Source organism: Streptomyces sp. L2, from assembly GCF_004124325.1.
Taxonomy (GTDB): domain Bacteria; phylum Actinomycetota; class Actinomycetes; order Streptomycetales; family Streptomycetaceae; genus Streptomyces.
Genome location: NZ_QBDT01000001.1, coordinates 2,199,397 through 2,221,172 on the forward strand (window position 1 = coordinate 2,199,397; position 21,776 = coordinate 2,221,172).

The window sequence follows — 21,776 nt, forward strand, 5'->3', positions numbered from 1 at the left end:
GTTCGTTCCGGTGTGTTCTGGGGGCTTTGCCCGGGTCGTCTTGGCAAGCCCTCCGACCGTCAGCCACTCAAAAGAGGTGTCATTCTCCAGATCAAACACGTATCCGCTCGATGACACACCGCTTCGGCCCCTAGGATTCCACCTATCACCTCACCGGTCTCATTCGACAGGAACCCCATGAGCGACACTTCCCCCTACGGCTTCGAGCTTGTGCGGCGTGGGTACGACCGCGCTCAGGTGGACGAACGTATCTCCAAGCTCGTCTCCGACCGTGACAGCGCTCTCGCCCGCATCACCGCTCTGGAGAAGCGCATCGAGGAGCTCCACCTCGAAACGCAGAACGCCCAGGCCCAGGTCACCGACGCCGAGCCGTCGTACGCGGGTCTCGGCGCGCGGGTCGAGAAGATCCTGCGCCTGGCCGAGGAAGAGGCCAAGGACCTGCGCGAGGAGGCCCGGCGCGCGGCCGAGCAGCACCGTGAGCTCGCCGAGTCGTCGGCCCAGCAGGTCCGCAACGACGCGGAGTCGTTCGCCGCGGAGCGCAAGGCCAAGGCCGAGGACGAGGGCGTCCGGATCGTCGAGAAGGCCAAGGGCGAGGCGGCCCAGCTGCGCTCCGAGGCGCAGAAGGACGCGCAGTCCAAGCGCGAGGAGGCGGACGCCCTCTTCGAGGAGACCCGCGCCAAGGCCGCGCAGGCCGCCGCCGACTTCGAGACGAACCTCGCCAAGCGCCGCGAGCAGTCCGAGCGCGACCTGGCCTCGCGTCAGCAGAAGGCCGAGAAGCGGCTCGCGGAGATCGAGCACCGGGCGGAGCAGCTGCGCCTGGAGGCGGAGAAGCTGCGCACGGACGCCGAGCGCCGCGCCCGCCAGACGGTGGAGACGGCTCAGCGCCAGGCCGAGGACATCGTGGCCGACGCGAACGCCAAGGCCGACCGGATCCGCTCGGAATCCGAGCGGGAGCTGGCCGCGCTGACCAACCGGCGCGACTCGATCAACGCGCAGCTGACGAATGTGCGGGAGATGCTGGCGACGCTGACGGGGGCGGCTGTGGCCGCCGCCGGCTCGCCGGTCGAGGACGAGCCGGTTTCCCGGGGTGTTCCGGCACAGCAGTCTCGCTAGCCGCGGGCTCTGCGGTTCGAGGGTTCGCGGGGAGCTGCCGGTCCGCTGTGGCTGGTCGCGCAGTTCCCCGCGCCCCTTTGGGGCGCGGTCCGTCCGCGGTGCTTCCAAGTCGGCGGTGCTGGTCGCGCCCGCGCGGCGGAGCCGCATATCGACACAGCCCCGCGCCCCTTTGGGGCGCGTTTCCCTTCGGGTGCTTTGAAGCTGAGCATCGATACAGCCCCCTGTTCTCCAGTGGCAGGGGGCTTTTTGCCGTTTTAGCGTGGCCGCATGATCGAGCTGGTGGGGCTGAGCAAGCGGTATGGCGAGAAGGTGGCGGTCGACGGGCTGAGTTTCGCTGTGCGGCCGGGGATCGTGACGGGGTTCCTGGGGCCCAACGGTGCCGGGAAGTCCACGACGATGCGGATGATCCTGGGGCTGGACCGGCCGACGGCCGGGGACGTGCGGATCGACGGCCGGCACTACGAGGAGCTGCGGGACCCGCTGACGTACATCGGGGCCCTGCTGGAGGCGAAGGGGGTGCACGGTGGCCGCAGTGCCTTCAACCACCTGCTGTGCCTCGCGCAGAGCAACGGCATCCCCCGGCGCCGGGTGGACGAGGTGCTGGACACGGTCGGTCTGACCGGGGTGGCCCGGAAGAAGGCCAAGGGGTTCTCGCTGGGCATGGGGCAGCGGCTCGGGATCGCCGCCGCGCTGCTGGGCGACCCGCGGATCCTGATGTTCGACGAGCCGGTCAACGGGCTCGACCCCGAGGGCATCCACTGGATCCGGAACCTGATGAAATCGCTGGCCGCGCAGGGGCGGACGGTGTTCGTCTCCAGCCATCTGATGAGCGAGATGGCGCTGACCGCCGACCACCTGGTCGTCATCGGTCAGGGCAGGCTGCTCGCCGACACCTCCATGGCGGAGTTCATCCGGCAGAACTCACGGTCGTACGCCCGGGTCCGCAGCCCGCAGCGCGAGCGGCTGCTCGACGTGCTGCACGAGGAAGGAATCACCGTCGTCGAGGCGGGCGGCGGGACGCTGGAGGTGGAGGGCGGCAAGGAGGCCGAGCGGATCGGCGAGCTCGCGGCCCGGCACGGGATCGTGCTGCACGAACTGAGCCCGCAGCAGGCTTCGCTGGAGGAGGCGTTCATGCGGCTGACGGCGGAGTCGGTGGAGTACCACGCGCACACCGGGGACACTCCCGTCCCACGGGACTGGGGCGCCGACTGGAAGGGGGCGTAGGCCATGGTGGTCGTCCAGGTCATCCGCTCGGAGTGGACCAAGATCCGGTCCGTGGCGTCCACGGTGTGGACACTGGGACTCGCGGTGGTCGTCACCATCGCGCTCGGGATGCTCATCTCCGCGCTGTCCAACCACCAATTCGACTCGATGCCCGAGAACGAGCGGCTCTCCTTCGACCCGACGTTCATCAGCTTCGCCGGGATGACGCTCGGCCAGCTCGCGATGATCGTCTTCGGGGTGCTGGTGGTGTCGAACGAGTACAGCACCGGCATGATCCGCACCTCGCTGGCCGCCGTGCCGAGGCGCGGCACGTTCCTGTTCAGCAAGCTCGCGGTGGCCGCCGCACTGGTGCTGGTCGTCGGCATGGCCACCAGCTTCGCCACGTTCTTCCTCGGCCAGGCCATGCTCGGCACCCACCGGGCCCACCTCGGCGACCCGGGCGTGCTGCGCGCGGTCTTCGGCGGCGGGCTGTACATGACGCTGATCGCGGTGTTCTCGATGGGCGTCGCCACCATGCTGCGCTCACCGATGCTGTCGCTCGGCATCCTGATGCCGTTCTTCTTCCTGATCTCCAACATCCTCGGCAACGTCTCCGCGACGAAGAAGGTCGGCCAGTACCTGCCGGACCAGGCCGGCAGCCGCATCATGCGGGTCGTCCCGCGCATCGGCGACAGCACGCCCTACGGCCCCTGGGGCGGGCTCGGCATCATGCTGCTCTGGGTGGTCGCGGCGGTCGCCGGCGGGTACCTCCTGCTGCGGCACCGCGACGCCCAGTGAGCCGGCCGCTGACGCTCGGTGATGCTCTGGCTTTACTTTCTTTTGGGCGGAACCGTCAGTGCCCCGATATCCTCCTAACCCTTACGGGGGCGTGTGCCCCGCTGTCCGAAATTTTCAGGGGTACCGTCCGATGGGATCCGGAGCATGATCGAGGCTGTCGGCCTGACCAAGCGATACGGCGACAAGACCGCCGTGTACAACCTTTCCTTCCAGGTGCGTCCCGGCGCCGTGACCGGCTTCCTCGGCCCCAACGGCTCGGGCAAGTCGACCACCATGCGGATGATCCTCGGGCTGGACAACCCGACGTCCGGCGGCGTGACCATCGGCGGCTACCCGTACCGCAAGCTGCCCAACGCCCCCCGCCAGGTCGGCGCCCTGCTCGACGCCAAGGCCGTGCACGGCGGCCGGGCCGCGCGCAACCACCTGCTCAGCCTCGCCCAGCTGTCCGGCATCCCGGCCCGGCGGGTGGACGAGGTGCTCGGCGTGGTCGGCCTGCAGGAGGTGGCGAGGAAGCGCTCCAAGGGCTTCTCGCTCGGCATGGGACAGCGCCTCGGCATCGCCGCCGCGCTGCTCGGCGACCCCCAGGTGCTGCTCTTCGACGAGCCGGTCAACGGCCTCGACCCCGAGGGCATCCTCTGGGTGCGCAACCTGATGAAGGCGCTCGCGGCGGAGGGCCGTACGGTCTTCGTCTCCTCCCACCTGATGAGCGAGATGGCGCTGACCGCCGACCACCTCATCGTCATCGGGCGCGGCCAGCTGCTCGCCGACATGAGCGTCACCGACTTCATCTCGGCCAACTCCGCCGACTTCGCGCGCGTCCGCACGCCCGACGGCGAGCCGCAGCTGCGCGAGAAGCTCACCTCCACGCTGACCGAGGCCGGCGGCCACGTGCTGCCCGAGCAGGACGGCGGTCTCCGGGTCACCGGGCTGCCGCTCCCCCGCATCAGCGACCTCGCGCACGAGTCCGGCGTACGGCTGTGGGAGCTGTCCCCGCACCAGGCCTCGCTGGAGGAGGCGTACATGCGGATGACGCAGGGCGCCGTCGACTACCGCTCGACGATCGACCAGCGCACCGGCCTCCAGCAGCCGCTGCCGCCCGGTGCGCAGCCGCCCATGCCGGTTCCCGGCCAGGGCCAGCCCGGCTGGTACGCCCCGCCGCCGCCCCAGCAGGGCGGCCGGCCGTTCGCGATGCAGGGCCCGCCCGCGGGTCCGTACGGCGCTCAGCCCGCACCCGCGGTCCCGAACCCCTACGGCACCCCCGGCACCGCCCCCGCCGGGGCACCCGCCGCCGGGGCGCCGAACCCGTACGCGGCCCCGCAGGCGCCCGGTTCGGCGCCGCAGCCGCCCGCGGCCGCCCCGGCGGCCCCGGCCGCGACGGCGGCTCCCGCCGCGCCGGCCCAGCCCGCCGTCGCACCCGCCGCGCCCCCCGCAGAGGGCCCCGCCGCCTCCGCCACCCCCGCTGCCCCCGCCGCCTCCGCCGCCTCTTCCGCCGCCGAACCGACCGAGCCCGAGGACGCCCGATGAGCACCCACCAGCCCCCGATGCCGCAGGCCCCGGCCGCCGCGCCCGACTGGCAGGCGGCGCCCGGCGGGACGTACCCCGGCTACACCTCGCCGATCCCGGTCGTGCGCACCCACCTCGGGCACGCGCTGGTCTCCGAGTGGACGAAGATCAAGTCGGTGCGGTCGACGATGTGGACGCTCGGCGTGTTCGTCGTCCTGGTCCTCGGCATCGGCCTGATGGCCGGCCTCGCGGTCAGCAGCTCCGGTGACATGAACGGCGAGAACCCGCTGACCCTGGGCTTCTTCGGCCTGCTGCTCGGCAGCATCTGCATCATCACGCTCGGCGTGCTCACCACGGCGTCCGAGTACGGCACCGGAATGATCCGTACGACGATGACCGCGTGCCCGAGCCGGGGCCGGGTGCTCGCCGCCAAGGCCATCGTGTTCTTCGTCGTCGCGTTCGTGGTGACGCTCGTCGCCTCCACCCTCGTGGCGATGATGCAGACCGCCCTGCTGGACGGTCACGCCGGCGCGCGCACCCCGTCCGGCGGCGAGTGGCTGAAGGGCACGGTCGGCGTCAGCCTCTACATCGCGCTACTCGGACTGCTCTCGCTGCTCGTCGGCTCGATGATCCGGCACTCGGCCGGCGCCATCACCATCATGATCGGATTGGTGCTGGCCCCGCTGGTGATCGCGCTGTTCATGTTCGCGTCCTCGCTGGAGAAGGTGCGCCAGTTCCTGCTGGAGTACTCGATCCCCACCCAGCTCGGCACCTTCTACGGCAGCTCGCTCAGCGATTCCGGGCCGTCCGGCTGGGATCCGCTGTGGATCATCCTGGTCATCACGGCCGTGGCGTTCGGCGGCGCCTTCGCGCTGCTGCAGAGCCGGGACGTCTAGTACCTGGGCTGCCCTCAGAACCTCGGCGCGTTACGGGACCGCTGCGCCCGCGTGGTGCGGCGGTCCTTCGCGTTCCAGCACGCCTTGTGCCAGTGCCGGCGGTCGTCGACGCCCGCGTGTTCCGGCCACGCCACCACGTGCGGGACGCCGGACGGGATCACCTGGTCGCAGCCCGGGCAGCGGTAGGTCTTGCCCTGCGTGCTCGCGCCCGCGACCTGGCGCACGCTCCACTCCTCGCCCTGCCAGCTCTCCGTGGTCTGCCAGCCGCCGTACCGGCCGGTGCCCTCGTCCTCGGCGCTCCGGCCGGACGCGCCGGCTGCCTTCGGTCGGTTGCGACGCGGGGACACGGGACACCTCTCGGGGCTATACAGGAAGCACGGGCCGCCTCCAGCCTACGCGGCGCTCTGAGGGGTACGCGTGCACACCAAGCGGTACAAGTCCCCCTCCCGGACGACCCATTCTGCAGACAATCCGCAAATTACTCCGCCAGGCCGTGTCCTGGGCACGTGTCAGACGGTTATGCCGGGTGGGGGAGCTCCGGGTCGGAGCCGAGGAAGCAGGAAGAGCGATGCGCGTAGGAAGTTTTGTGCTGGCGGCCCAGTTCCCGGGCCAGGGTCCCGGGGAGGCGCTGCACCGGGCGGTCCGTGCGGCCGAGGTCTCCGAGGAGGCCGGGCTGGACACAGTATGGCTGGCCGAGCACCACTTCGTGCCGTACGGCACATGTCCGTCCGCGGTCACCCTGGCCGCGTTACTGCTCGGCCGCACCCGCCGCATCCGGGTCGGCACGGCGGTCAGCGTGCTGCCGACCGCCCACCCAGTGGCGCTCGGCGAACAGGCCGCGCTGCTGCACCTGACGAGCGGCGGCCGGTTCACGCTGGGCGTGGGGCGCGGCGGCCCGTGGGTGGACCTGGAGGTGTTCGGCGCGGGCCTGGAGGCGTACGAGCGCGGCTTCCCGGAATCACTCGATCTGCTGGTGCGCTGGCTGCGGGAGCCGTCGGTGTCGGCGGCGGGCGAGCGGTTCGCCTTCCGCGAGGTGCCCGTGGTGCCCCGTCCGTCGGAGTCCCTGGCGGAGGCCCCCGGGCCGGAGGTCGTCGTCGCCTGCACCTCACCGGCGAGCGTACGGCTGGCCGCCGAGCGCGGGCTGCCGATGCTGCTGGGGATGCACGTCGGAGACGAGGAGAAGGCCGAGATGGTCGCCCTGTGGCGGCGCTCGGCGCGGGCGGCCGGCCGGTCCGCCGAGGAGATCGCGGGGGCGGCTCATGTCTCGGCGGGGGTCTGCCAGATCGCGGACCGGCGCACGGACGCGGCGGAGACGCTGCTGAAGGCGATGCCGGGTTGGCTGAAACAGGGTCTGGACGCGCATGTGACGGTGGACGGCCGGAAGCGTTCGATGCGCGATCCGCACGCCTACACCGAACTGCTCTGCGGGCTGCACCCGGTGGGCACTCCGCGGCTGTGCGCCGACCGGCTCGCGGCGACCTCCGAGCGCACCGGCATCTCCCGTTTCGCGCTGCTCGTCGAGGGCTCGGGCGACCTGGCCGCGACGGAGGAGAACGTACGGCGCCTGGGTGCCGAGGTCCTCCCGCACCTGGGCTGAACGCGGCCCTGTGGGCCGGGTCCGTGCGGACCCGTGCGGGCCTCGCCAGGGGTGCTTGCCGCCCCGCGTGTGATGCACCTCCCCCGAGGAGCGGCAAGCCATCGGCTCACTGTGGCTGAACCGGGGCCGAGCGTCAGCAGTCCCGGAGCTCCGGCGACTGGTTCAGCAACTGGTTGCGCGCCGAGGTGAAGCGGGCCAGCGTCTCGTCCACCGAGGGGTCCTGCGGGAACACGGCCACCCGGTGGCAGTTCTGGAAGGCCAGCCGCACTCCGAAGTGCCGCTGCAGCGCGCCGCGTATGGCGTCACTCGCGAGCGCACGCAGCAGCTGACCGCGTGCCTGCTCGTCCGGCGGCGGCGTCTGGTTGTCGGCGAACGGACCGCCGTCGACCTTCAGCCGGGCCACCAGGGAGCTGATCATCTCCCATGCGTAAGGCAGGGAGGTCCGGACGCAGTCGACGAACGCTGCGTCGTCGACCTCGCCTCGCTCGGCCTGTTCGAGTAGGGCCGGTGAGACGTCGAGCGACATGGGTTCTCCTCTCGCACCCCCGACGGGCAGGGGTTGCCGGACAGATAAGGGGAGTTCGGTATGCCGAACACGCTCAGTACACGCACCGCGACCTCCCGTTCCTACGGTAGGCAACCGTAGGTGACCACACCAGCAGAATGCGTATTTGGAATGGTCGGGTTGCACCCACAATCGGCCAAGGATGAACAGGAGTTTCCAGGGATGAAAGGGATGGGGCCGAGGGCCGCTGTGCCGGATGGGGGCGGGTGACCGGAGGGCGAATCGCGTGCACTCCCGTGATTCGAGTAGCGTTGCCGACCATGCGTCTCGTCATCGCCCGGTGCTCGGTGGACTACGCCGGCCGGCTCACCGCCCACCTGCCCTCGGCTCCCCGCCTGATCCTGGTCAAGGCGGACGGCAGCGTCTCCATCCACGCCGACGACCGGGCCTACAAGCCCCTCAACTGGATGTCGCCGCCCTGCACGCTGAAGGAGGGGGACGGCGAGGAGCAGGGGGTGTGGACGGTCGTCAACAAGGCGGGCGAGAAACTGATCATCACGATGGAGGAGATCCTGCACGACTCCTCGCACGAACTCGGCGTGGATCCGGGGCTGATCAAGGACGGCGTGGAGGCCCACCTCCAGGAACTGCTCGCCGACCGCATCGAGACGCTGGGCGACGGGTACACGCTGATCCGCCGGGAGTACATGACCGCGATCGGGCCGGTGGACATCCTGTGCCGGGACGCCGACGGCGGGACGGTCGCGGTGGAGATCAAGCGGCGCGGCGAGATCGACGGCGTCGAGCAACTCACGCGCTACCTGGACCTGCTGAACCGCGACCCCCACCTCTCCCCGGTCCGGGGGGTCTTCGCCGCCCAGGAGATCAAGCCCCAGGCCCGCGTCCTCGCCACCGACCGCGGCATCAACTGCCAGATCCTCGACTACGACGCCCTCCGAGGCATCGAAGACGACAAACTCCGCCTCTTCTGACCCGGCTGCGCCGGGCCCCCCTCCCCACCACCAATTCCGGCCACTCCGTCACCAGGCCCTACCTACCCCCGCCAGGGGCCAGGCGGGATCGGTCGCGTGTCGCTACAGCACAGGGTCGGAGTCGGTCGGGGCGACTGCGGAGCTGCTGGCGGCCGCCGGGGCGCTGGAGGCTGAGCGGCTGGCCGTAGTCGTGGTGGACGCGCTGTCCGACGGGCCTGGGGACGTCGACGAAGAGCTGGACGTGGACGCCGACGGGGACGGGGACGGCGAGGTGGACGACTTGGTCGGCTTCGGGGAGGACTTCGTCGGCGTCGGCTTGGTCGACACGGATGACGTGGTGGGCGTGGGGGATGTGCCCTTCTTGCCCGTTCCGTGGGCTCCCGTCGGAGTCGCCGAAGAAGTGGACGTCGAAGTCTGGGCGGTCGACGTGGCGCCCGGTGCCGCGGTGACCGGACTCGACTTCGCCTTGGGCGGGCCCGCCGTCACCCCGGGGTCTGCGTCCAGGTCTCCCGTGGGGGGGTTCTCCGCTGCTGTGGGGTTGGTGTTGACCTTGTCGGCCGGGTTGTTGTCCGTGTCGTGGGAGGTCATGCCCAGGGTGACGACGGTGCCGAGGACCACGGCGAGGAGGGCGCCGGAGCCGGCCGCGACCAGGTTGCGGCGGGCCAGGCGGCGCAGGGTGCCGCCGCTCTGGGGGGCGGGGAGTTGCTGCGTGGCGATCAGCGGGTCGGCGTACAGGGGGCCGTAACTGGACGGGACGCCGGGCCGGACGGCCGTGGTGGTGCCGGAGTTGTAGATCGCGGGGATGGTCCGGCGCGGGAGGGACGGCTCCTCGTGGGACGTTTCCGGGGCTTCCTCGGCGGCCGGGAACGCCAGGGGGCCCGGTGTGTCGCCCGCCCGGTCGGCGACCAGGGCGAGGGCGCGGCGGCCGGCGACGGTGCCCCGCTTGTCGGAGAGGGCGCCGCGCAGGCCGATGGACGCCTCCAGTTCCGCGCGGGCCCGGTCGAGTTGGCCGCCGCACAGTGCGAGTACGCCCAACTCGTGGTGGAAGTAGGCCTGTTCCGGTACCTCGCCGGCCAGCCGGGAGGCCTCCGTACCGGATCGCAGCGCCCGTTCCCAGGCGCCCCAGTGGAGTCCGGACGCGAACGCTGGGGCGGCCGTGCGGGCCAGTCGTACGGCCGTGCTCTCCTCGTCCTCGGCGGGCGGGGCGGTGTCGGGCACCACGACCGCGAGCGCGGCGAGGACCGCGTCGGCCTCGGCGCACACCCGCTCGGGGGTGACCGAGGGGTGGCCGGTCCACCAGGCGTAGTGCTGGGCGGCGGCGAGGGCCTGGGCGGGCACGTCGTCGCCGTAGCCCGCGGCCTCCAGCTGGGTCTGCACGCCCGCCGCGAGGCGGTAGCGGGGTCCCACCGGGGAGACCAGGCCGCAGGCCGCGAGTTCGCCGAGCGCGGCGTCCGCGTGAGTGTCGCCGACCAGCGCGGGCAGGTGCGCCTGGTGCGGCACCTCGCCGCCGAGGGCGACGGCGAACCGCAGGGTGGCGCGCGCGGAGGCGCTGAGCCGGGAGGCCAGCAGCGGGGCGGGGGCCGCGGCCTCGCCGAGGGAGGGCAGCGGGACCTCCTCGTCCTCGGCCGGCTCCAGGGGCTCGTCGTCGGCGTGGGAGCCGTCCGGGTGCCGTACGTCCTCGAAGACGCCGTACTCGTCGACCGCGCCGGTGCTCGCGCGCAACTGGTCGCGCTGCCGGAGCAGCGCGCCGGCCTGGACGAAGCGCAGGGGCAGGCCCTCGGACTCGAACCACAGGTCGCCGGCCCAGTTGGCCTCCTCCTCGGTGAGGACGCGGCCGACGGCCCGTTCCAGGATCTCCACGCCGCCGGCCCGGTCGAGACCGGTGAGGAAGACCTCCTCGACATCGGCGTCGGCGGACGGCGCGGGCACCTCGGGGGTGGCGCCGAAGAGGAACGCGCACTCGGGGGTGGCGTCGAGGAGTTCGTCGAGGGCGGCGCCGCCGATCTCGGTGTCGTCCACGACGACGACCGCGCCGATCTCGCGGACCAGTCCGAGCAGTTCGTCCCGGCCGGGGCGGTGCAGCGGGGCGTCGTACACGGCGTGGCAGAGGTCGTGCAGCAGCTCGGCGGCGGTGCGGCGGAACCCGATGAGCCGGACCACACCGTCGGGGGCGAGGTCGAGGCAGTCCTCGGCGACCAGGTCGAGCAGGGCGGTGCGGCCGGAGCCGGCGGGGCCGGTGAGGCGGACGGAGCGGCCACGGGCGAGAAGGCGGACCAGGCGTTCACGCTCGTCCTGGCGTTCCAGGAGGGACAGCACGGGCTGCGCCGGGCCGGGCGGTACGGGGGGCCGGGCGGCACGCTCGCGCTCGGCGCGCTCGGCCGCGGTCAGCTTGCGGGGCCGGCCGGGCTGTTCACCCGGCGGGCAGGGTTCTATCTCGCTGCCGTCGACGGGGTTGACGGTCAGCAGGAAGTCGCCGGAGACGAGTCGCACGGTACGGGCGAGCGCGGGTGCGCCCGGGCCGAAGTCGGCGGTGAGGGACTCCCGGGGCGGACGGCGGCTCGGTGCCTGGCCGTGGTCCTCGGGTCCCGGGTTGATCGGGTCCATGGGTTCGTGCCCCCAAAAGCGTCGTGTGCCCTGCCGTTGCGGCCCCTCCCGGCCTGTTCGCACACCGCGCGCTGTCGCTTCTGGTCCGGGCCCGCGTGAGGGTGTGACGAGGCTGCGGGCGACCGAACCCTAAACCTTCGCACAGTATCTCCGACAGGGCGGGGTGCCGCGCGGTCCGGGACGTCACGGTCCGGTGAGGATTGCCCCCGACGTGCGGTTGGGCGCTCCGCGCCCCGTTCCGTCCCGTCGCCCCGGTCCCGCCCGAACCACACCGTCACGGCCGGGACATCGCACCCGGGAAGCCCCGAAGACCCCCGACCGTCACACCCGGGGCAGTGACTCCACGCCGATGCCGCCCTCGATGGCGAGGATCCGGTGCAGCCGGGTCGCCACCAGGAGGCGCTGCATCTGGGCCGGGACGCCGCGCAGCACCAGGCGGCGTCCGCAGCGGCCGGCCCGCCGGTGCGCACCCATGATCACCCCGAGGCCGGTGGCGTCCCACGAGTCCAGTCCGGACAGGTCGAGCACCAGGTCGCCGGCCCCGTGGTCGACGGCCGTGTGCAGGGCCGTACGGGCGTCCGCCGCGCTGCGGACGTCGAGGCGGCCCCCGACGACCAGCTCGGCGTGGTCGCCCCTGATGTACATAAGCGCTCCCCGTTGAGTGCGGTGGCGTGCTCCGTGACGGTGCTGTGCAACGTCTGACTGCCTGAACGGCACGAGCGTTGCTGGTTGTAAGCGAACCGATACCGAATTCACCCTTAGGAGTGACAACCTCAGGGCGTGCGGCAGTACGGCGTCGGTTCAGTACGTGTAGAAGCCCTGCCCGCTCTTGCGGCCGATGTCACCGGCGTCAACCATCCGGCGCATCAGCTCCGGCGGAGCGAACTTCTCGTCCTGGCACTCGGTGTAGATGTTGCCGGTGGCGTGCAGCAGGATGTCCACGCCGGTCAGGTCGGCCGTGGCGAGCGGGCCCATGGTGTGCCCGAAGCCCAGCTTGCAGGCGAGGTCGATGTCCTCGGCGGTGGCGACACCGGACTCGTAGAGCTTGGTGGCCTCGACGACCAGCGCGGAGATGAGGCGCGTGGTGACGAAGCCGGCGACGTCGCGGTTGACGACGATGCAGGTCTTGCCGACGGACTCGGCGAACTCCCGCGCGGTGGCGAGGGTCTCGTCGCTGGTCTTGTATCCGCGGACCAGCTCGACGAGCTGCATCATCGGCACCGGCGAGAAGAAGTGCACGCCGACGACCCGTTCGGGCCGCTCGGTGGCCGCCGCGATCTTGGTGATCGGGATGGCGGAGGTGTTGGAGGCGAGCACGGTGTCCGGGCGCACGATCTTGTCGAGCGCGCGGAAGATCTCGTGCTTGACCTCCAGCTTCTCGAAGACGGCCTCGACGACGACGTCGGCGTCGGCGGCGGCGTCCAGGTCGGTGGTGGCGGTGATGCGGCCGAGGGCGGTCTCGGCGTCGTCCGCCGCCAGCTTGCCCTTGCTGACGAACTTGTCGTACGAGGCCTTGATGCCGTCGGTGCCACGCTTCAGCGCCTCGTCGGTGACGTCCCGCAGGACGACGTCCCAACCCGCCTGTGCGGACACCTGGGCGATGCCGGAACCCATGAGCCCTGCCCCGATGACGGCAAGCTTCCGTGCCACTGACGACTCCCTCGAACGCGCTCCAAGTCTGCTTCTCGGGCGGACCCTAGCGCTCCGGCGCCGCTGTGTGAGCGGTTAGTAACGCGTGTCACGGTCTCAGGGGGTGAGACACCCGTCACGTCCTGTGCGCCGTGACCCGCGGCCGGCTGCCGCGGGCTCAGGACGCGCCGCGCACGGCGTAGTTGAGCACCGACCGGGACCGACCGACCGGGACCGAGGAGAAGCACCTCTCTTGACATCCTCCCCTCCTTGAGGGAGGGGATTCCCGGCTCAGGCTGCCTCAGGGAGCAGCGCCCCCAGGGGTCTTACGCCCTCGACACCGGCCGGGTTGAGACCAGCCCGGACGAGCATCACGCGGGCGGAGTTCTTGTCTCTGGGGGACACGGCTCCGCAGGTGGTGCAGGTGTAGGTACGTTCTGAGAGAGGTAGTGCGTGCTTGGTTCTCGCTCCGCACGACGCACAGTCCATGGTGGTGTGCGCGGGATGTACCAGGCGGATGTCCCGCCCATGCTTGCGGCCCATATCGATCAAGGCCTGCTTGGTGGCGCCGATCGCCGCGTCGGCAGCTTTACGGGCCATGGTGGTCTTGGCCAGGAACTTCGGCCGGAAGTCCTCGACGGCAATCGCGTCGTGATCGCGAACCACGCGCTTGGCCCACTTGCGGGCGGCGTCCTGCCGCTGCCTGGTGATCTTCGCGTACACCTTGGCACGCCACCTCTTCGCCTCGCGATAGCCCTTCGAGGCGACCTGTCCCTTCTTCGGCTTGCGGCGGGCCATCATCCGGTCATACCGGGTCAGCTTGGCCTGCGCCTTGCGTCCGTGCTGTGGGTGGGGGAGGTCGTGGGCATCGGACGTGGTGGTGGCAGTCTCTTTCACGCCCCAGTCAACGCCGAGCACGGCGCCCGTTTTGAGGAGCGGCTGAGTCCCGGTGGCGACGACGAACGAGGCGTACCAGTGCCCCAGCGCGTCCTGGTACACGCGCACACTGGAGGGCTTGGCGGCAAGGTCACGCGACCACACCACCGTCAAACTGATGCCGCCGGCGAGGTGTAGGCGGCCGTCCTTGAGCCGGAACCCGCGCTGCGTGTAGTTCAGCGTGGGCAGCGCCTCGCGCTTCTTCTTGTGTTGGGGCATGCCCGCGCGCTGCCGCAGCGGAAGCCGTTTCTCGATGTCCTTCAGTGCCCTGGAGCGAGACGTGGCGAAGTCCCGGATGGTCTGCTGCTGCGGCACCGACGTGCCGGCGCGGAGCCAGGCCGTGCGGGCACGGGCTTCGGTGAGCATCTTGTCGAGTTGTGCCGGGCCGCACGTCAGCTTGCCGCCGGGGTTGACCCGGTTGTGAGCGTGCACCTGGCGCGACTTGGCCACGGCCTCGTTCCAGATCCAGCGGCAGCGGTCCCACTCGGCAAGCAAGGCCGCCCTGACGGTCGACGACACGCGAAGCCGGTAGGTGTATCGGGCATACCCCGTATCCCCCGATCCCTTCCGCAGTGTCGCCATGGTGTCAATCTACTACTGGAAGGCCCCCGAGCAGACACCAGACATTATTCTCGGGTCATGAGTGAAGAGAAGCGCATCACGCTCCGCCTGCCCGCCGATCTGCACGAGTGGCTGGTCGCTCAGGCCAGGTCCTCCCGCAGGTCTCTCAACTCCGAGATCGTCTACCGGTTGGAGGTCGAGCGTGACCTCGCTGCGGTCGACGGACACTAAGACACCGCGATGGCGACTCAGCCTTCCGTTCGCCGCGCTGTCCGTGACAGTGGGCACACGCGTGTTCCGTACGGCCGGAGCATAACTACGCTGGTCGCATGGTCAATCTGACGCGTATCTACACCCGCACCGGCGACAAGGGCACCACCAACCTCGGTGACATGAGCCGGGTCGGCAAGACCGACCTCCGGATCTCCGCCTACGCGGACGCCAACGAGGCGAACGCGGTCCTCGGCACCGCCATCGCGCTGGGCGACCTGGAGGCGGACGTCGTCACGGTCCTCACCCGCGTGCAGAACGACCTGTTCGACGTGGGCGCGGACCTGTCGACGCCGGTCGTGGAGAACCCGGAGTACCCGCCGCTGAGGGTCGAGCAGTTCTACATCGACAAGCTGGAGGCGGACTGCGACCGCTTCAACGAGCGGCTGGAGAAGCTCCGCTCCTTCATCCTGCCCGGCGGCACCCCCGGCGCGGCCCTGCTGCACCAGGCCTGCACGGTCGTGCGCCGCGCCGAGCGCTCCACCTGGGCCGCCCTGGAGGTCCACGGCGACACCATGAACCCCCTGACGGCCACCTACCTCAACCGCCTCTCGGACCTGCTGTTCATCCTGGCCCGGGTGGCGAACATCGAGGTCGGGGACGTGCTGTGGGTGCCGGGCGGCGAACGCTGACCCGTCCGGCACCGGCCGTCACTTCCCGTCGCTCGCCGCGTCCCGGTCGGCGGCGTTCGCCGCGGACTCGGCCGCGTGCACCTTCTTCTCCATCTCGGCGTAGCCCGACGGTGTGCCGGCGGGGGCGGGCGAGGTCGCCGTGGCGGCGGGGCCGGTGCCGGTGGCTGCTCCGTCGTGGTGGGAGCAGCCCGTGGCGAGCGCCACGAGTACGGCGGCCCCGACGGCCGTGGACACCCCGGCCCGGCCCCTCGTCCCGCAGGCCGTCCGCCGCCCGGCCCGCATCAGCCCGCCGCCTTGCCGGCGTTGTTGTCCTGGCACCAGGTCCGCACGGCGGCCAGGTCCTTCTGGCGCTGCTGGAGGGTGGTGCGCAGGGAGGTGCGGAAGTCCAGGCGGTTCTGGAGGTAGGTCGCGATCTCCGTGTGGCCGGCCTTCTTGGCGTTGTCGACGCGCTTCTGCAGCCGCGCCACGGATCCGCGCTGGTCCGCGCCCGCGTCGAGGCGCTTTAGGGCGCGGGTGATCCGCTTGTCGATCTTCGGCACCCGCTTGCACAGCGCCTGGGCCCCGTCGCCGCTCCCCTTCGCGCCGGTGCCGGCCGGGGTGGCCGTGGGCGTGCCGTCGTCGGCGGCCGCCGTACCCGCCGTACCGGCGAGGACGGCCGTCACGGCGAGTCCCGCGAGCAGGGTGCGGGTTCCCCGTCGTCCGTACATCTGCGTCTCCGTTCGTCACGCGGACGGCCATTGCCTCCGTCCGTCACGACGGAGGCTAGGGACGGTCTTTGGGGAAACTCTGTGACCGGTTCGCCCTGACTGTCCCGATCAGCCAGTCCCGTCGGCCGGGAGGACGGCCGGGCGGCCCGTCGCCGCGCGAGGGCAGCCGGACCTCGAAGCGCGCCCCGGTGCCGTCCGGGTTGTCCGTCACGGTGACGCTCCCCCGATGCAATGCCGCCTGCTGGGCGACGAGGGTGAGTCCGAGGCCCGAGCCCGCGCTCGCCGGGCCCCGCTGGAACCGCTCGAAGACCCGGACGCGGGCGTCGGGCGGTACGCCGGGCCCGGCGTCGTCGACGGTGGCCACGACCTGGCCCGTGGCACCGGCCCGCACGGTCACCCGTATCCGGGCCGCGCCCCCGGCGTCCCGGCCGTGGGCGAGGGCGTTGCCGAGCAGGTTGTCGAGCAGCAGCCTGAGGCCCGGTTCCCAGCCGTGCACCGTGAGTCCGGGCGCCGCGTCCAGGGCGAGTACGGCGTCGGGGGCACGGCGGCTGGCCTCGGCTACGGCCGCGTCGGCTACGTCGGAGAGGTCGACGGCCCGGAACGCCTCCGCCTCCACGAGGTCGCCCCGGCCCAGCTCGCGGAGCATGACCAGCAGGCCGAGCAGCCGCGCGTGCTCGCGCCGCAGGTCGGCGAGGACCTCGGTGCGGTCGGGGGCGGGCAGGGAGGGATGGTCGGCGAGGATGTCGAGGTTGGTGCCCATGCTCATCAGCGGGGTGCGCAGCTCGTGGGCGGCGGCGGAGGAGAAGGACCGGGCGGTGTCGAGTGCCTCGGCGGTTCGGGCGGCCTGCTCGTCGTAGCGGGCGAGGGCGGTGCGCACGGTGGCGGCCAGCTCGTCGACCTCCTGCACTCCGGTGCGCTCCTCGGGGAGCCGGGCCGTGCTGGTGCGCGGGTCGAGCCCGGCGGTGCGGCGGGTGAGGCGGCGCAGGGGCGCCCCGGCGCCGGTGGCGACGCCCCAGGCGAGCAGGCCGGACAGGGGTGCGGCCAGGAGCGCGGTGAGGAACACCCGGCGCCTCACCAGCCGGACCTGGGTGCGGTCGGCGGTGTCGGGCGAGAAGACCCACAGTGTGCCGGAGACGCCCGCGCCCCGCAGCGGCCGGGCCAGGGCGCGCCAGCCGCGGGCGCCGTCGCGGACGGTGACCGGGCCGGTGGTCCCGGCGGGCAGGCGCACCGAGGCGCCGGGCTGGGGGCCGCCGCTGAACACCCCGTCCGGTCCGACGACGCGTACGCCGACGTCGAGGGCGGCACTGAACAGCCGGCGCTGCCGGGTGTCGGCGGCCTTGGGGCGGTCGCCCGCCGAGGCGCGCAGCAGCGCACGGGCGTCCGGGGCGACGGCCAGCGCGCGCTGGCGCAGGTGCTGGTCCTCGGTCTGGCGGAGGTCCCGGGCGACCAGGTGCAGCAGCAGCCAGCCGGAGGCAAGGACCAGCAGGGGCACGGTGCAGCCGACGGCGAGGCCGATGCGGGTGGAGAGTCTCATCGCGGGTCCCTCGGATTCCGCGGGTCCCGCGAGTCCCGCGAGTCCCGCGGGACCCGCGGGACTCGCGGGACTCGCGGGACTCGCGGCGCGCGGAGGACGAAGCCGACGCCGCGCACGGTGTGGATCAGCCGTGCCTGCCCGTCGGCCTCCAGTTTGCGGCGCAGATAGCTGACGAACGTGTCGACGGCGTCGGTGCGGACGTCGAAGTCGTAGCCCCAGACGCGTTCCAGGAGCTGGTCGCGGGTGAGGACGAGTCCGGCGTTGCGGGCGAGCACCTGGAGCAGTTCGAACTCGCGGCGGGTCAGCTCCAGCGGTGTGCCGGCCCGTTCGGCGGTGCGGGCGGCCGGGTCGATGACGAGGTCGGCGACCCGCAGCAGCTCGCGGCCGCCCGTCGGCGGCCGGCGGCGGAGCAGGGCGTGCAGGCGCAGCACCAGTTCCTGGAGGGCGAAGGGTTTGACGAGGTAGTCGTCGCCGCCCGCCTGGAGGCCGGCGATGCGGTCGGCGGTCTCGTCCAGCGCGGAGAGCATGAGGACGGGCAGGTCCCGGCCCTGGGCGCGGAGCCGGGTGCAGACGTCGATGCCGCTCATGCCGGGCATCGACACGTCGAGGACGAGGACGTCGGGCGGCGCGTCCTCGATCGCCGTGAGCGCGGCGGGGCCGTCGGCGGCGGTGCGCACGGCGAAGCCGCTCAGTCTGAGTCCGCGTTCCAGTGAGCGCCGTATCGCCGCGTCGTCGTCGACGACCAGCACCGCACCGGTTTCGGCCGTGTCCGTCATGGGCCGCCCTCCTCGTCGCGGGCCAGGGTACGGCCCCGTGCTGTGGGGGCGGCAGGGCGGACGCGGCCGGGCGCGGCAGGGTGGACGCGGCCAGGCCGGCAGGGCGTGCCGGCCTCGCCCGGAAACGGCTCGCCGCCGCGCGCGGCGCAGGTCAGTGGCCGGTCACCGGGGCGTCAGTGGCGGCTGCTTGTGTGGTCCGGTCGGGGCACCCGCCGCCCGGGGCTGCCGGGTGGCGAGGGAATTCACGTACGGGAAGGGAAGGGATCATGCCCGGTGGACACTCCAGCGTGCTCGACTGGCCGCTGGCCCGTAAATGTCCGATGTCGGCTCCGCCGGCCCTCGGGGTGGTGCGTGACGGCCCGCCGGCGCGGGTGCGGTTACCGGCCGGCACCGGTGAGGCGCAGACGGTCTGGCTGATCACCCGCTACGACGACGTGAAGGCCGCGCTCAAGGACCCCCGGCTGAGTGCCGACGAGACACGGTCCGGTTTTCCGGTGCGCTTCCCGGTGCCCGTCGACGACCGGCCGAGCGGCTTCATGCGCATGGACGATCCGGAACACGGCCGGCTGCGCAGGACGGTCGCACCGGAGTTCACCGGGCGCCGGGTGCGCGCGCTCGCGCCCCGGGTCCAGGAGGTGACCGACCAGGTGGCCGACGCGCTGGCGTCCGGTCCGCGACCGGCCGATCTGGTGGGGGACTTCGCGGCCACGGTGTCGGCGCTGGTCATCGCCCGGCTGCTGGGGATTCCGGACGACGACACCGCGTTCTTCCTGGAGCAGACCCGGATCATGCTCGCGGACGGCGACCCGGCGCTCTCCCTGGCCGCGCACCACCGGATCCTGGCGTTCCTCGACGAGACCGCGCGCGCCAAGGAGCGGGCGCCGGGGGACGACCTGGTCAGCCGGCTCGTCGTCAGCCATGTGCGCACCGGCGGTATCGACCGCGCCGAACTGCTGGGCATCCTCAAGCTGCTGCTGGTCGCGGGGCACGAGTCGACCGCCACGCAGATCGCGTTCAGCGCGTTGAGTCTGCTGACCGACGACGGGCTGCGCGCCCGGGTCCTCGCCGACGGCGGGGCGCTCCTGCCGGAGTTCACGGAGGAGTCGATGCGCTTCTGGTCGATCGTGCAGGACGGCGTCGTACGCCAGGCCACCGAGGATGTCCGGATCGGTGAAACCCTGGTGCGGGAGGGCGAGTCGGTGATGATCAGCCTGCTCGCCGCCAACCACGACCCCGCCGTCTTCCCGGACCCCGAGCGGCTGGACATCCGTCGTGACGCCTCCGGCCATGTGCTGTGGGGCCACGGACCGCACTTCTGCCTGGGTGCTCCGCTGGGCCGGCTGGAGGTCAGGCTCGCCCTCGGCTCGCTCTTCGCCCGGCTGCCGGGCCTGCGTCTGGCCTGCGCGTCCTCCGGGCTGCGGTTCCGTGAGCACCCGGTCTTCCTCAGCCTGGCGGAACTGCCCGTCACCTGGTAACTGGCGCCTCGCAGCACGGGAGTTGGGGATCAGCCGAAATCGGACGGCCCACTGCCACAGAGTGGTCCAGACCTATTGACCTGTGGTCCAGACCTTTCTATTCTCGCGGCACCGTGGGCGTGAAGGCTCAGTCATGCCCCTGACATCCCCACTACCGAGGGAGGCGCAGCATGCGCTTCAGACACAAGGCCGCGGCAGGGTTGGCGTCCCTGTTGCTCCCCGTGGCCGGCCTGGTCGGACTCGCGAGCCCCGCCCAGGCCGCGAGCAACGCCACCGCCACCTTCACCAAGACCAGTGACTGGGGGACCGGCTTCGGCGGCCAGTGGACCATCAAGAACACCGGTTCGGCCAGCATCAGTTCCTGGACCGTGGAGTGGGACTTCCCCTCCGGCACCAAGGTCACCTCGGCCTGGGACGCCACCGTCACCAACTCCGGTGACCACTGGACCGCCAAGAACGTCGGCTGGAACGGCACCATCGCCCCCGGCGCCTCGGTGTCCTTCGGCTTCAACGGCAGCGGCCCCGGCAACCCGTCGGGCTGCAAGCTCAACGGCGACAGCTGCGACGGCACGACCGTCCCCGGCGACAACGCCCCCTCCGCGCCGGGCACTCCGACCGCCTCGAACATCACCGACACCTCGGTGAAGCTGAGCTGGAGCGCCGCCACCGACGACAAGGGCGTCAAGAACTACGACGTCCTGCGCGACGGCAAGAAGATCGCCACCACCGCGTCGACCTCGTACACCGACAGCGGGCTGACCGCCGGCACCGACTACTCCTACAGCGTGCAGGCCCGCGACACCGCCGACCAGACCGGCCCGGCCAGCGGCTCGGTCGCCGTGCACACCACCGGCGGCGGCACCACTCCCCCGCCCACCGGCGGCGGTGACAAGGTCAAGCTCGGCTACTTCACCGACTGGGGCATCTACGCCCGCAACTACAACGTCAAGAACCTGGTGACGTCCGGCTCGGCCGCCAAGATCACGCACATCAACTACGCCTTCGGCAACGTGACCGGCGGCAAGTGCGCGATCGGCGACTCCTACGCCGACTACGACAAGGCGTTCACCGCCGACCAGTCCGTCAGCGGCGTCGCCGACACCTGGGACCAGCCGCTGCGCGGCAACTTCAACCAGCTGCGCGAGCTGAAGGCCAAGTACCCGAACCTCAAGGTGATCTGGTCCTTCGGCGGCTGGACCTGGTCCGGGGGCTTCGGTGAGGCGGCCAAGAACCCGGCCGCGTTCGCCCAGTCCTGCTACGACCTGGTGCACGACCCGCGCTGGTCCGACGTCTTCGACGGCATCGACATCGACTGGGAGTACCCCAACGCCTGCGGTCTCAGCTGTGACACCAGCGGCCCGGACGCGTTCAAGAACGTGATGTCCGCGCTGCGCGCCAAGTTCGGCAGCGAGCTGGTCACCGCCGCCGTCACCGCGGACGGCTCCGCCGGCGGCAAGATCGACGCCTCCGACTACGCCGGCGCCTCGAAGTACGTCGACTGGTTCAACGTGATGACGTACGACTTCTTCGGCGCGTGGGACGCCAAGGGCCCGACCGCCCCGCACTCCCCGCTCACCTCGTACTCCGGCATGCCGAAGGAGGACTTCGACACCGCCGACGCCATGGCCAAGTTCAAGGCGCAGGGCGTGCCCGCGGACAAGCTGCTCATCGGCATCGGCTTCTACGGCCGCGGCTGGACCGGCGTCACCCAGGACGCCCCCGGCGGCACGGCGACCGGCGCGGCCACCGGCACCTACGAGGCCGGCATCGAGGACTACCACGTCCTGAAGAACAGCTGCCCGGTCACCGGCACCATCGCCGGCACGGCCTACGCGCACTGCGGCAGCAACTGGTGGTCGTACGACACCCCGTCGACCATCAAGTCGAAGATGGCCTGGGCCAAGAACCAGGGCCTCGGCGGCGCGTTCTTCTGGGAGTTCAGCGGCGACACCAGCGACGGTGAGCTGGTGAGCGCGCTCAGCAGCGGGCTGTCGTAACCGAGTTCGAGTAAGTACAGCGCCTACGCCTCGTTCACTCGCCTTCGG

The 21,776-nt window shown here is 71.7% G+C and carries 21 protein-coding genes; 11 read left to right on the top strand and 10 right to left on the bottom strand.

Features of this window, described 5'->3' with window-relative positions; all coding sequences use genetic code 11:
- The first annotated feature begins 177 nt into the window (after window positions 1-177).
- The 5 genes from DBP14_RS09150 (at window position 178) to DBP14_RS09170 (ending at window position 5,513) form a co-directional block, all read left to right on the top strand.
- Window positions 178-1,113: a cellulose-binding protein gene (locus DBP14_RS09150; RefSeq protein WP_129306519.1), complete on the top strand. Its 936-nt coding sequence runs from the start codon at window positions 178-180 to the stop codon at window positions 1,111-1,113.
- 267 nt (window positions 1,114-1,380) lie between these two features.
- Window positions 1,381-2,337, top strand: coding sequence for an ABC transporter ATP-binding protein (locus DBP14_RS09155; RefSeq protein WP_129306520.1), 957 nt, complete (start codon window positions 1,381-1,383; stop codon window positions 2,335-2,337).
- Between the two features lie 3 nt (window positions 2,338-2,340).
- On the top strand, window positions 2,341-3,114 hold the full coding sequence (locus tag DBP14_RS09160; protein WP_129306521.1) for an ABC transporter permease: 774 nt from the start codon (window positions 2,341-2,343) through the stop codon (window positions 3,112-3,114).
- A 144-nt stretch (window positions 3,115-3,258) separates the two neighbouring features.
- Window positions 3,259-4,638, top strand: a complete 1,380-nt coding sequence (locus DBP14_RS09165) for an ABC transporter ATP-binding protein (protein WP_129306522.1) — start codon at window positions 3,259-3,261, stop codon at window positions 4,636-4,638.
- A complete protein-coding gene (locus tag DBP14_RS09170; RefSeq protein WP_129306523.1) occupies window positions 4,635-5,513 on the top strand; it encodes an ABC transporter permease subunit in 879 nt (292 codons plus the stop codon). The genes DBP14_RS09165 and DBP14_RS09170 overlap by 4 nt, the downstream gene beginning before the upstream one ends.
- A gap of 14 nt (window positions 5,514-5,527) precedes the next feature.
- Here the strand turns inward: DBP14_RS09170 and DBP14_RS09175 are convergent, their stop codons facing one another.
- Window positions 5,528-5,860, bottom strand: coding sequence for an ATP/GTP-binding protein (locus DBP14_RS09175; RefSeq protein WP_129306524.1), 333 nt, complete (start codon window positions 5,858-5,860; stop codon window positions 5,528-5,530).
- 221 nt (window positions 5,861-6,081) lie between these two features.
- Here DBP14_RS09175 and DBP14_RS09180 point away from each other — a divergent pair, with 221 nt between their 5' ends.
- Window positions 6,082-7,110: an LLM class flavin-dependent oxidoreductase gene (locus DBP14_RS09180; protein WP_129306525.1), complete on the top strand. Its 1,029-nt coding sequence runs from the start codon at window positions 6,082-6,084 to the stop codon at window positions 7,108-7,110.
- Between the two features lie 133 nt (window positions 7,111-7,243).
- Here DBP14_RS09180 and DBP14_RS09185 read toward each other — a convergent pair whose 3' ends face one another.
- On the bottom strand, window positions 7,244-7,636 hold the full coding sequence (locus DBP14_RS09185) for an SCO5389 family protein (RefSeq protein ID WP_129306526.1): 393 nt from the start codon (window positions 7,634-7,636) through the stop codon (window positions 7,244-7,246).
- A 299-nt stretch (window positions 7,637-7,935) separates the two neighbouring features.
- On the opposite strand from DBP14_RS09185, the gene nucS reads away from it, so the two are divergent.
- The gene (gene nucS, locus DBP14_RS09190; protein WP_129306527.1) at window positions 7,936-8,607 is read left to right on the top strand and encodes an endonuclease NucS; all 672 of its coding nucleotides are present in this window, start codon (window positions 7,936-7,938) and stop codon (window positions 8,605-8,607) included.
- Window positions 8,608-8,709: 102 nt separating this feature from the next.
- Here the strand turns inward: nucS and DBP14_RS09195 are convergent, their stop codons facing one another.
- The 4 genes from DBP14_RS09195 to DBP14_RS09210 form a co-directional block, all read right to left on the bottom strand.
- Window positions 8,710-11,211, bottom strand: a complete 2,502-nt coding sequence (locus tag DBP14_RS09195; RefSeq protein WP_129306528.1) for an ATP-binding protein — start codon at window positions 11,209-11,211, stop codon at window positions 8,710-8,712.
- 321 nt (window positions 11,212-11,532) lie between these two features.
- Window positions 11,533-11,856, bottom strand: coding sequence for an STAS domain-containing protein (locus tag DBP14_RS09200; protein WP_129306529.1), 324 nt, complete (start codon window positions 11,854-11,856; stop codon window positions 11,533-11,535).
- Between the two features lie 156 nt (window positions 11,857-12,012).
- Complete coding sequence (locus tag DBP14_RS09205) at window positions 12,013-12,861, bottom strand: 3-hydroxyacyl-CoA dehydrogenase family protein (protein ID WP_129306530.1); 849 nt, start codon at window positions 12,859-12,861, stop codon at window positions 12,013-12,015.
- Between the two features lie 270 nt (window positions 12,862-13,131).
- On the bottom strand, window positions 13,132-14,358 hold the full coding sequence (locus DBP14_RS09210) for an RNA-guided endonuclease TnpB family protein (RefSeq protein WP_129306531.1): 1,227 nt from the start codon (window positions 14,356-14,358) through the stop codon (window positions 13,132-13,134).
- Window positions 14,359-14,373: 15 nt separating this feature from the next.
- Here DBP14_RS09210 and DBP14_RS09215 point away from each other — a divergent pair, with 15 nt between their 5' ends.
- Entirely contained in the window at window positions 14,374-14,568 is a 195-nt protein-coding gene (locus tag DBP14_RS09215) for an Arc family DNA-binding protein (protein WP_277752751.1), read from the top strand.
- 98 nt (window positions 14,569-14,666) lie between these two features.
- A complete protein-coding gene (locus DBP14_RS09220; RefSeq protein WP_129306533.1) occupies window positions 14,667-15,239 on the top strand; it encodes a cob(I)yrinic acid a,c-diamide adenosyltransferase in 573 nt (190 codons plus the stop codon).
- Window positions 15,240-15,257: 18 nt separating this feature from the next.
- Here the strand turns inward: DBP14_RS09220 and DBP14_RS09225 are convergent, their stop codons facing one another.
- Genes DBP14_RS09225 through DBP14_RS09240 form a run of 4 tightly spaced genes read right to left on the bottom strand, consistent with a single transcriptional unit; the run spans window position 15,258 to window position 18,256 of the window.
- The gene (locus tag DBP14_RS09225; protein WP_129306534.1) at window positions 15,258-15,473 is read right to left on the bottom strand and encodes a hypothetical protein; all 216 of its coding nucleotides are present in this window, start codon (window positions 15,471-15,473) and stop codon (window positions 15,258-15,260) included.
- A 47-nt stretch (window positions 15,474-15,520) separates the two neighbouring features.
- On the bottom strand, window positions 15,521-15,946 hold the full coding sequence (locus tag DBP14_RS09230) for a hypothetical protein (RefSeq protein WP_129306535.1): 426 nt from the start codon (window positions 15,944-15,946) through the stop codon (window positions 15,521-15,523).
- Window positions 15,947-16,001: 55 nt separating this feature from the next.
- Window positions 16,002-17,480, bottom strand: coding sequence for a HAMP domain-containing sensor histidine kinase (locus DBP14_RS09235; RefSeq protein WP_129306536.1), 1,479 nt, complete (start codon window positions 17,478-17,480; stop codon window positions 16,002-16,004).
- On the bottom strand, window positions 17,477-18,256 hold the full coding sequence (locus tag DBP14_RS09240; protein WP_129306537.1) for a response regulator transcription factor: 780 nt from the start codon (window positions 18,254-18,256) through the stop codon (window positions 17,477-17,479). The genes DBP14_RS09235 and DBP14_RS09240 overlap by 4 nt, the downstream gene beginning before the upstream one ends.
- Before the next feature lie 266 nt (window positions 18,257-18,522).
- Here DBP14_RS09240 and DBP14_RS09245 point away from each other — a divergent pair, with 266 nt between their 5' ends.
- Entirely contained in the window at window positions 18,523-19,731 is a 1,209-nt protein-coding gene (locus DBP14_RS09245) for a cytochrome P450 (protein WP_129306538.1), read from the top strand.
- Window positions 19,732-19,901: 170 nt separating this feature from the next.
- Window positions 19,902-21,728, top strand: a complete 1,827-nt coding sequence (locus DBP14_RS09250) for a glycoside hydrolase family 18 chitinase (protein WP_129306539.1) — start codon at window positions 19,902-19,904, stop codon at window positions 21,726-21,728.
- Window positions 21,729-21,776: the final 48 nt, after the last annotated feature.

Bases quoted from the DNA above. Each gene is read 5' to 3' on its own strand.
- DBP14_RS09150 (WP_129306519.1), top strand. From the start codon at position 178: ATGAGCGACACTTCCCCCTACGGCTTCGAGCTTGTGCGGCGTGGGTAC.
- DBP14_RS09155 (WP_129306520.1), top strand. From the start codon at position 1,381: ATGATCGAGCTGGTGGGGCTGAGCAAGCGGTATGGCGAGAAGGTGGCG.
- DBP14_RS09160 (WP_129306521.1), top strand. From the start codon at position 2,341: ATGGTGGTCGTCCAGGTCATCCGCTCGGAGTGGACCAAGATCCGGTCC.
- DBP14_RS09165 (WP_129306522.1), top strand. From the start codon at position 3,259: ATGATCGAGGCTGTCGGCCTGACCAAGCGATACGGCGACAAGACCGCC.
- DBP14_RS09170 (WP_129306523.1), top strand. From the start codon at position 4,635: ATGAGCACCCACCAGCCCCCGATGCCGCAGGCCCCGGCCGCCGCGCCC.
- DBP14_RS09180 (WP_129306525.1), top strand. From the start codon at position 6,082: ATGCGCGTAGGAAGTTTTGTGCTGGCGGCCCAGTTCCCGGGCCAGGGT.
- DBP14_RS09185 (WP_129306526.1), bottom strand. From the start codon at position 7,636: ATGTCGCTCGACGTCTCACCGGCCCTACTCGAACAGGCCGAGCGAGGC.
- nucS (WP_129306527.1), top strand. From the start codon at position 7,936: ATGCGTCTCGTCATCGCCCGGTGCTCGGTGGACTACGCCGGCCGGCTC.
- DBP14_RS09195 (WP_129306528.1), bottom strand. From the start codon at position 11,211: ATGGACCCGATCAACCCGGGACCCGAGGACCACGGCCAGGCACCGAGC.
- DBP14_RS09200 (WP_129306529.1), bottom strand. From the start codon at position 11,856: ATGTACATCAGGGGCGACCACGCCGAGCTGGTCGTCGGGGGCCGCCTC.
- DBP14_RS09210 (WP_129306531.1), bottom strand. From the start codon at position 14,358: ATGGCGACACTGCGGAAGGGATCGGGGGATACGGGGTATGCCCGATAC.
- DBP14_RS09220 (WP_129306533.1), top strand. From the start codon at position 14,667: ATGGTCAATCTGACGCGTATCTACACCCGCACCGGCGACAAGGGCACC.
- DBP14_RS09230 (WP_129306535.1), bottom strand. From the start codon at position 15,946: ATGTACGGACGACGGGGAACCCGCACCCTGCTCGCGGGACTCGCCGTG.
- DBP14_RS09235 (WP_129306536.1), bottom strand. From the start codon at position 17,480: ATGAGACTCTCCACCCGCATCGGCCTCGCCGTCGGCTGCACCGTGCCC.
- DBP14_RS09240 (WP_129306537.1), bottom strand. From the start codon at position 18,256: ATGACGGACACGGCCGAAACCGGTGCGGTGCTGGTCGTCGACGACGAC.
- DBP14_RS09245 (WP_129306538.1), top strand. From the start codon at position 18,523: ATGCCCGGTGGACACTCCAGCGTGCTCGACTGGCCGCTGGCCCGTAAA.
- DBP14_RS09250 (WP_129306539.1), top strand. From the start codon at position 19,902: ATGCGCTTCAGACACAAGGCCGCGGCAGGGTTGGCGTCCCTGTTGCTC.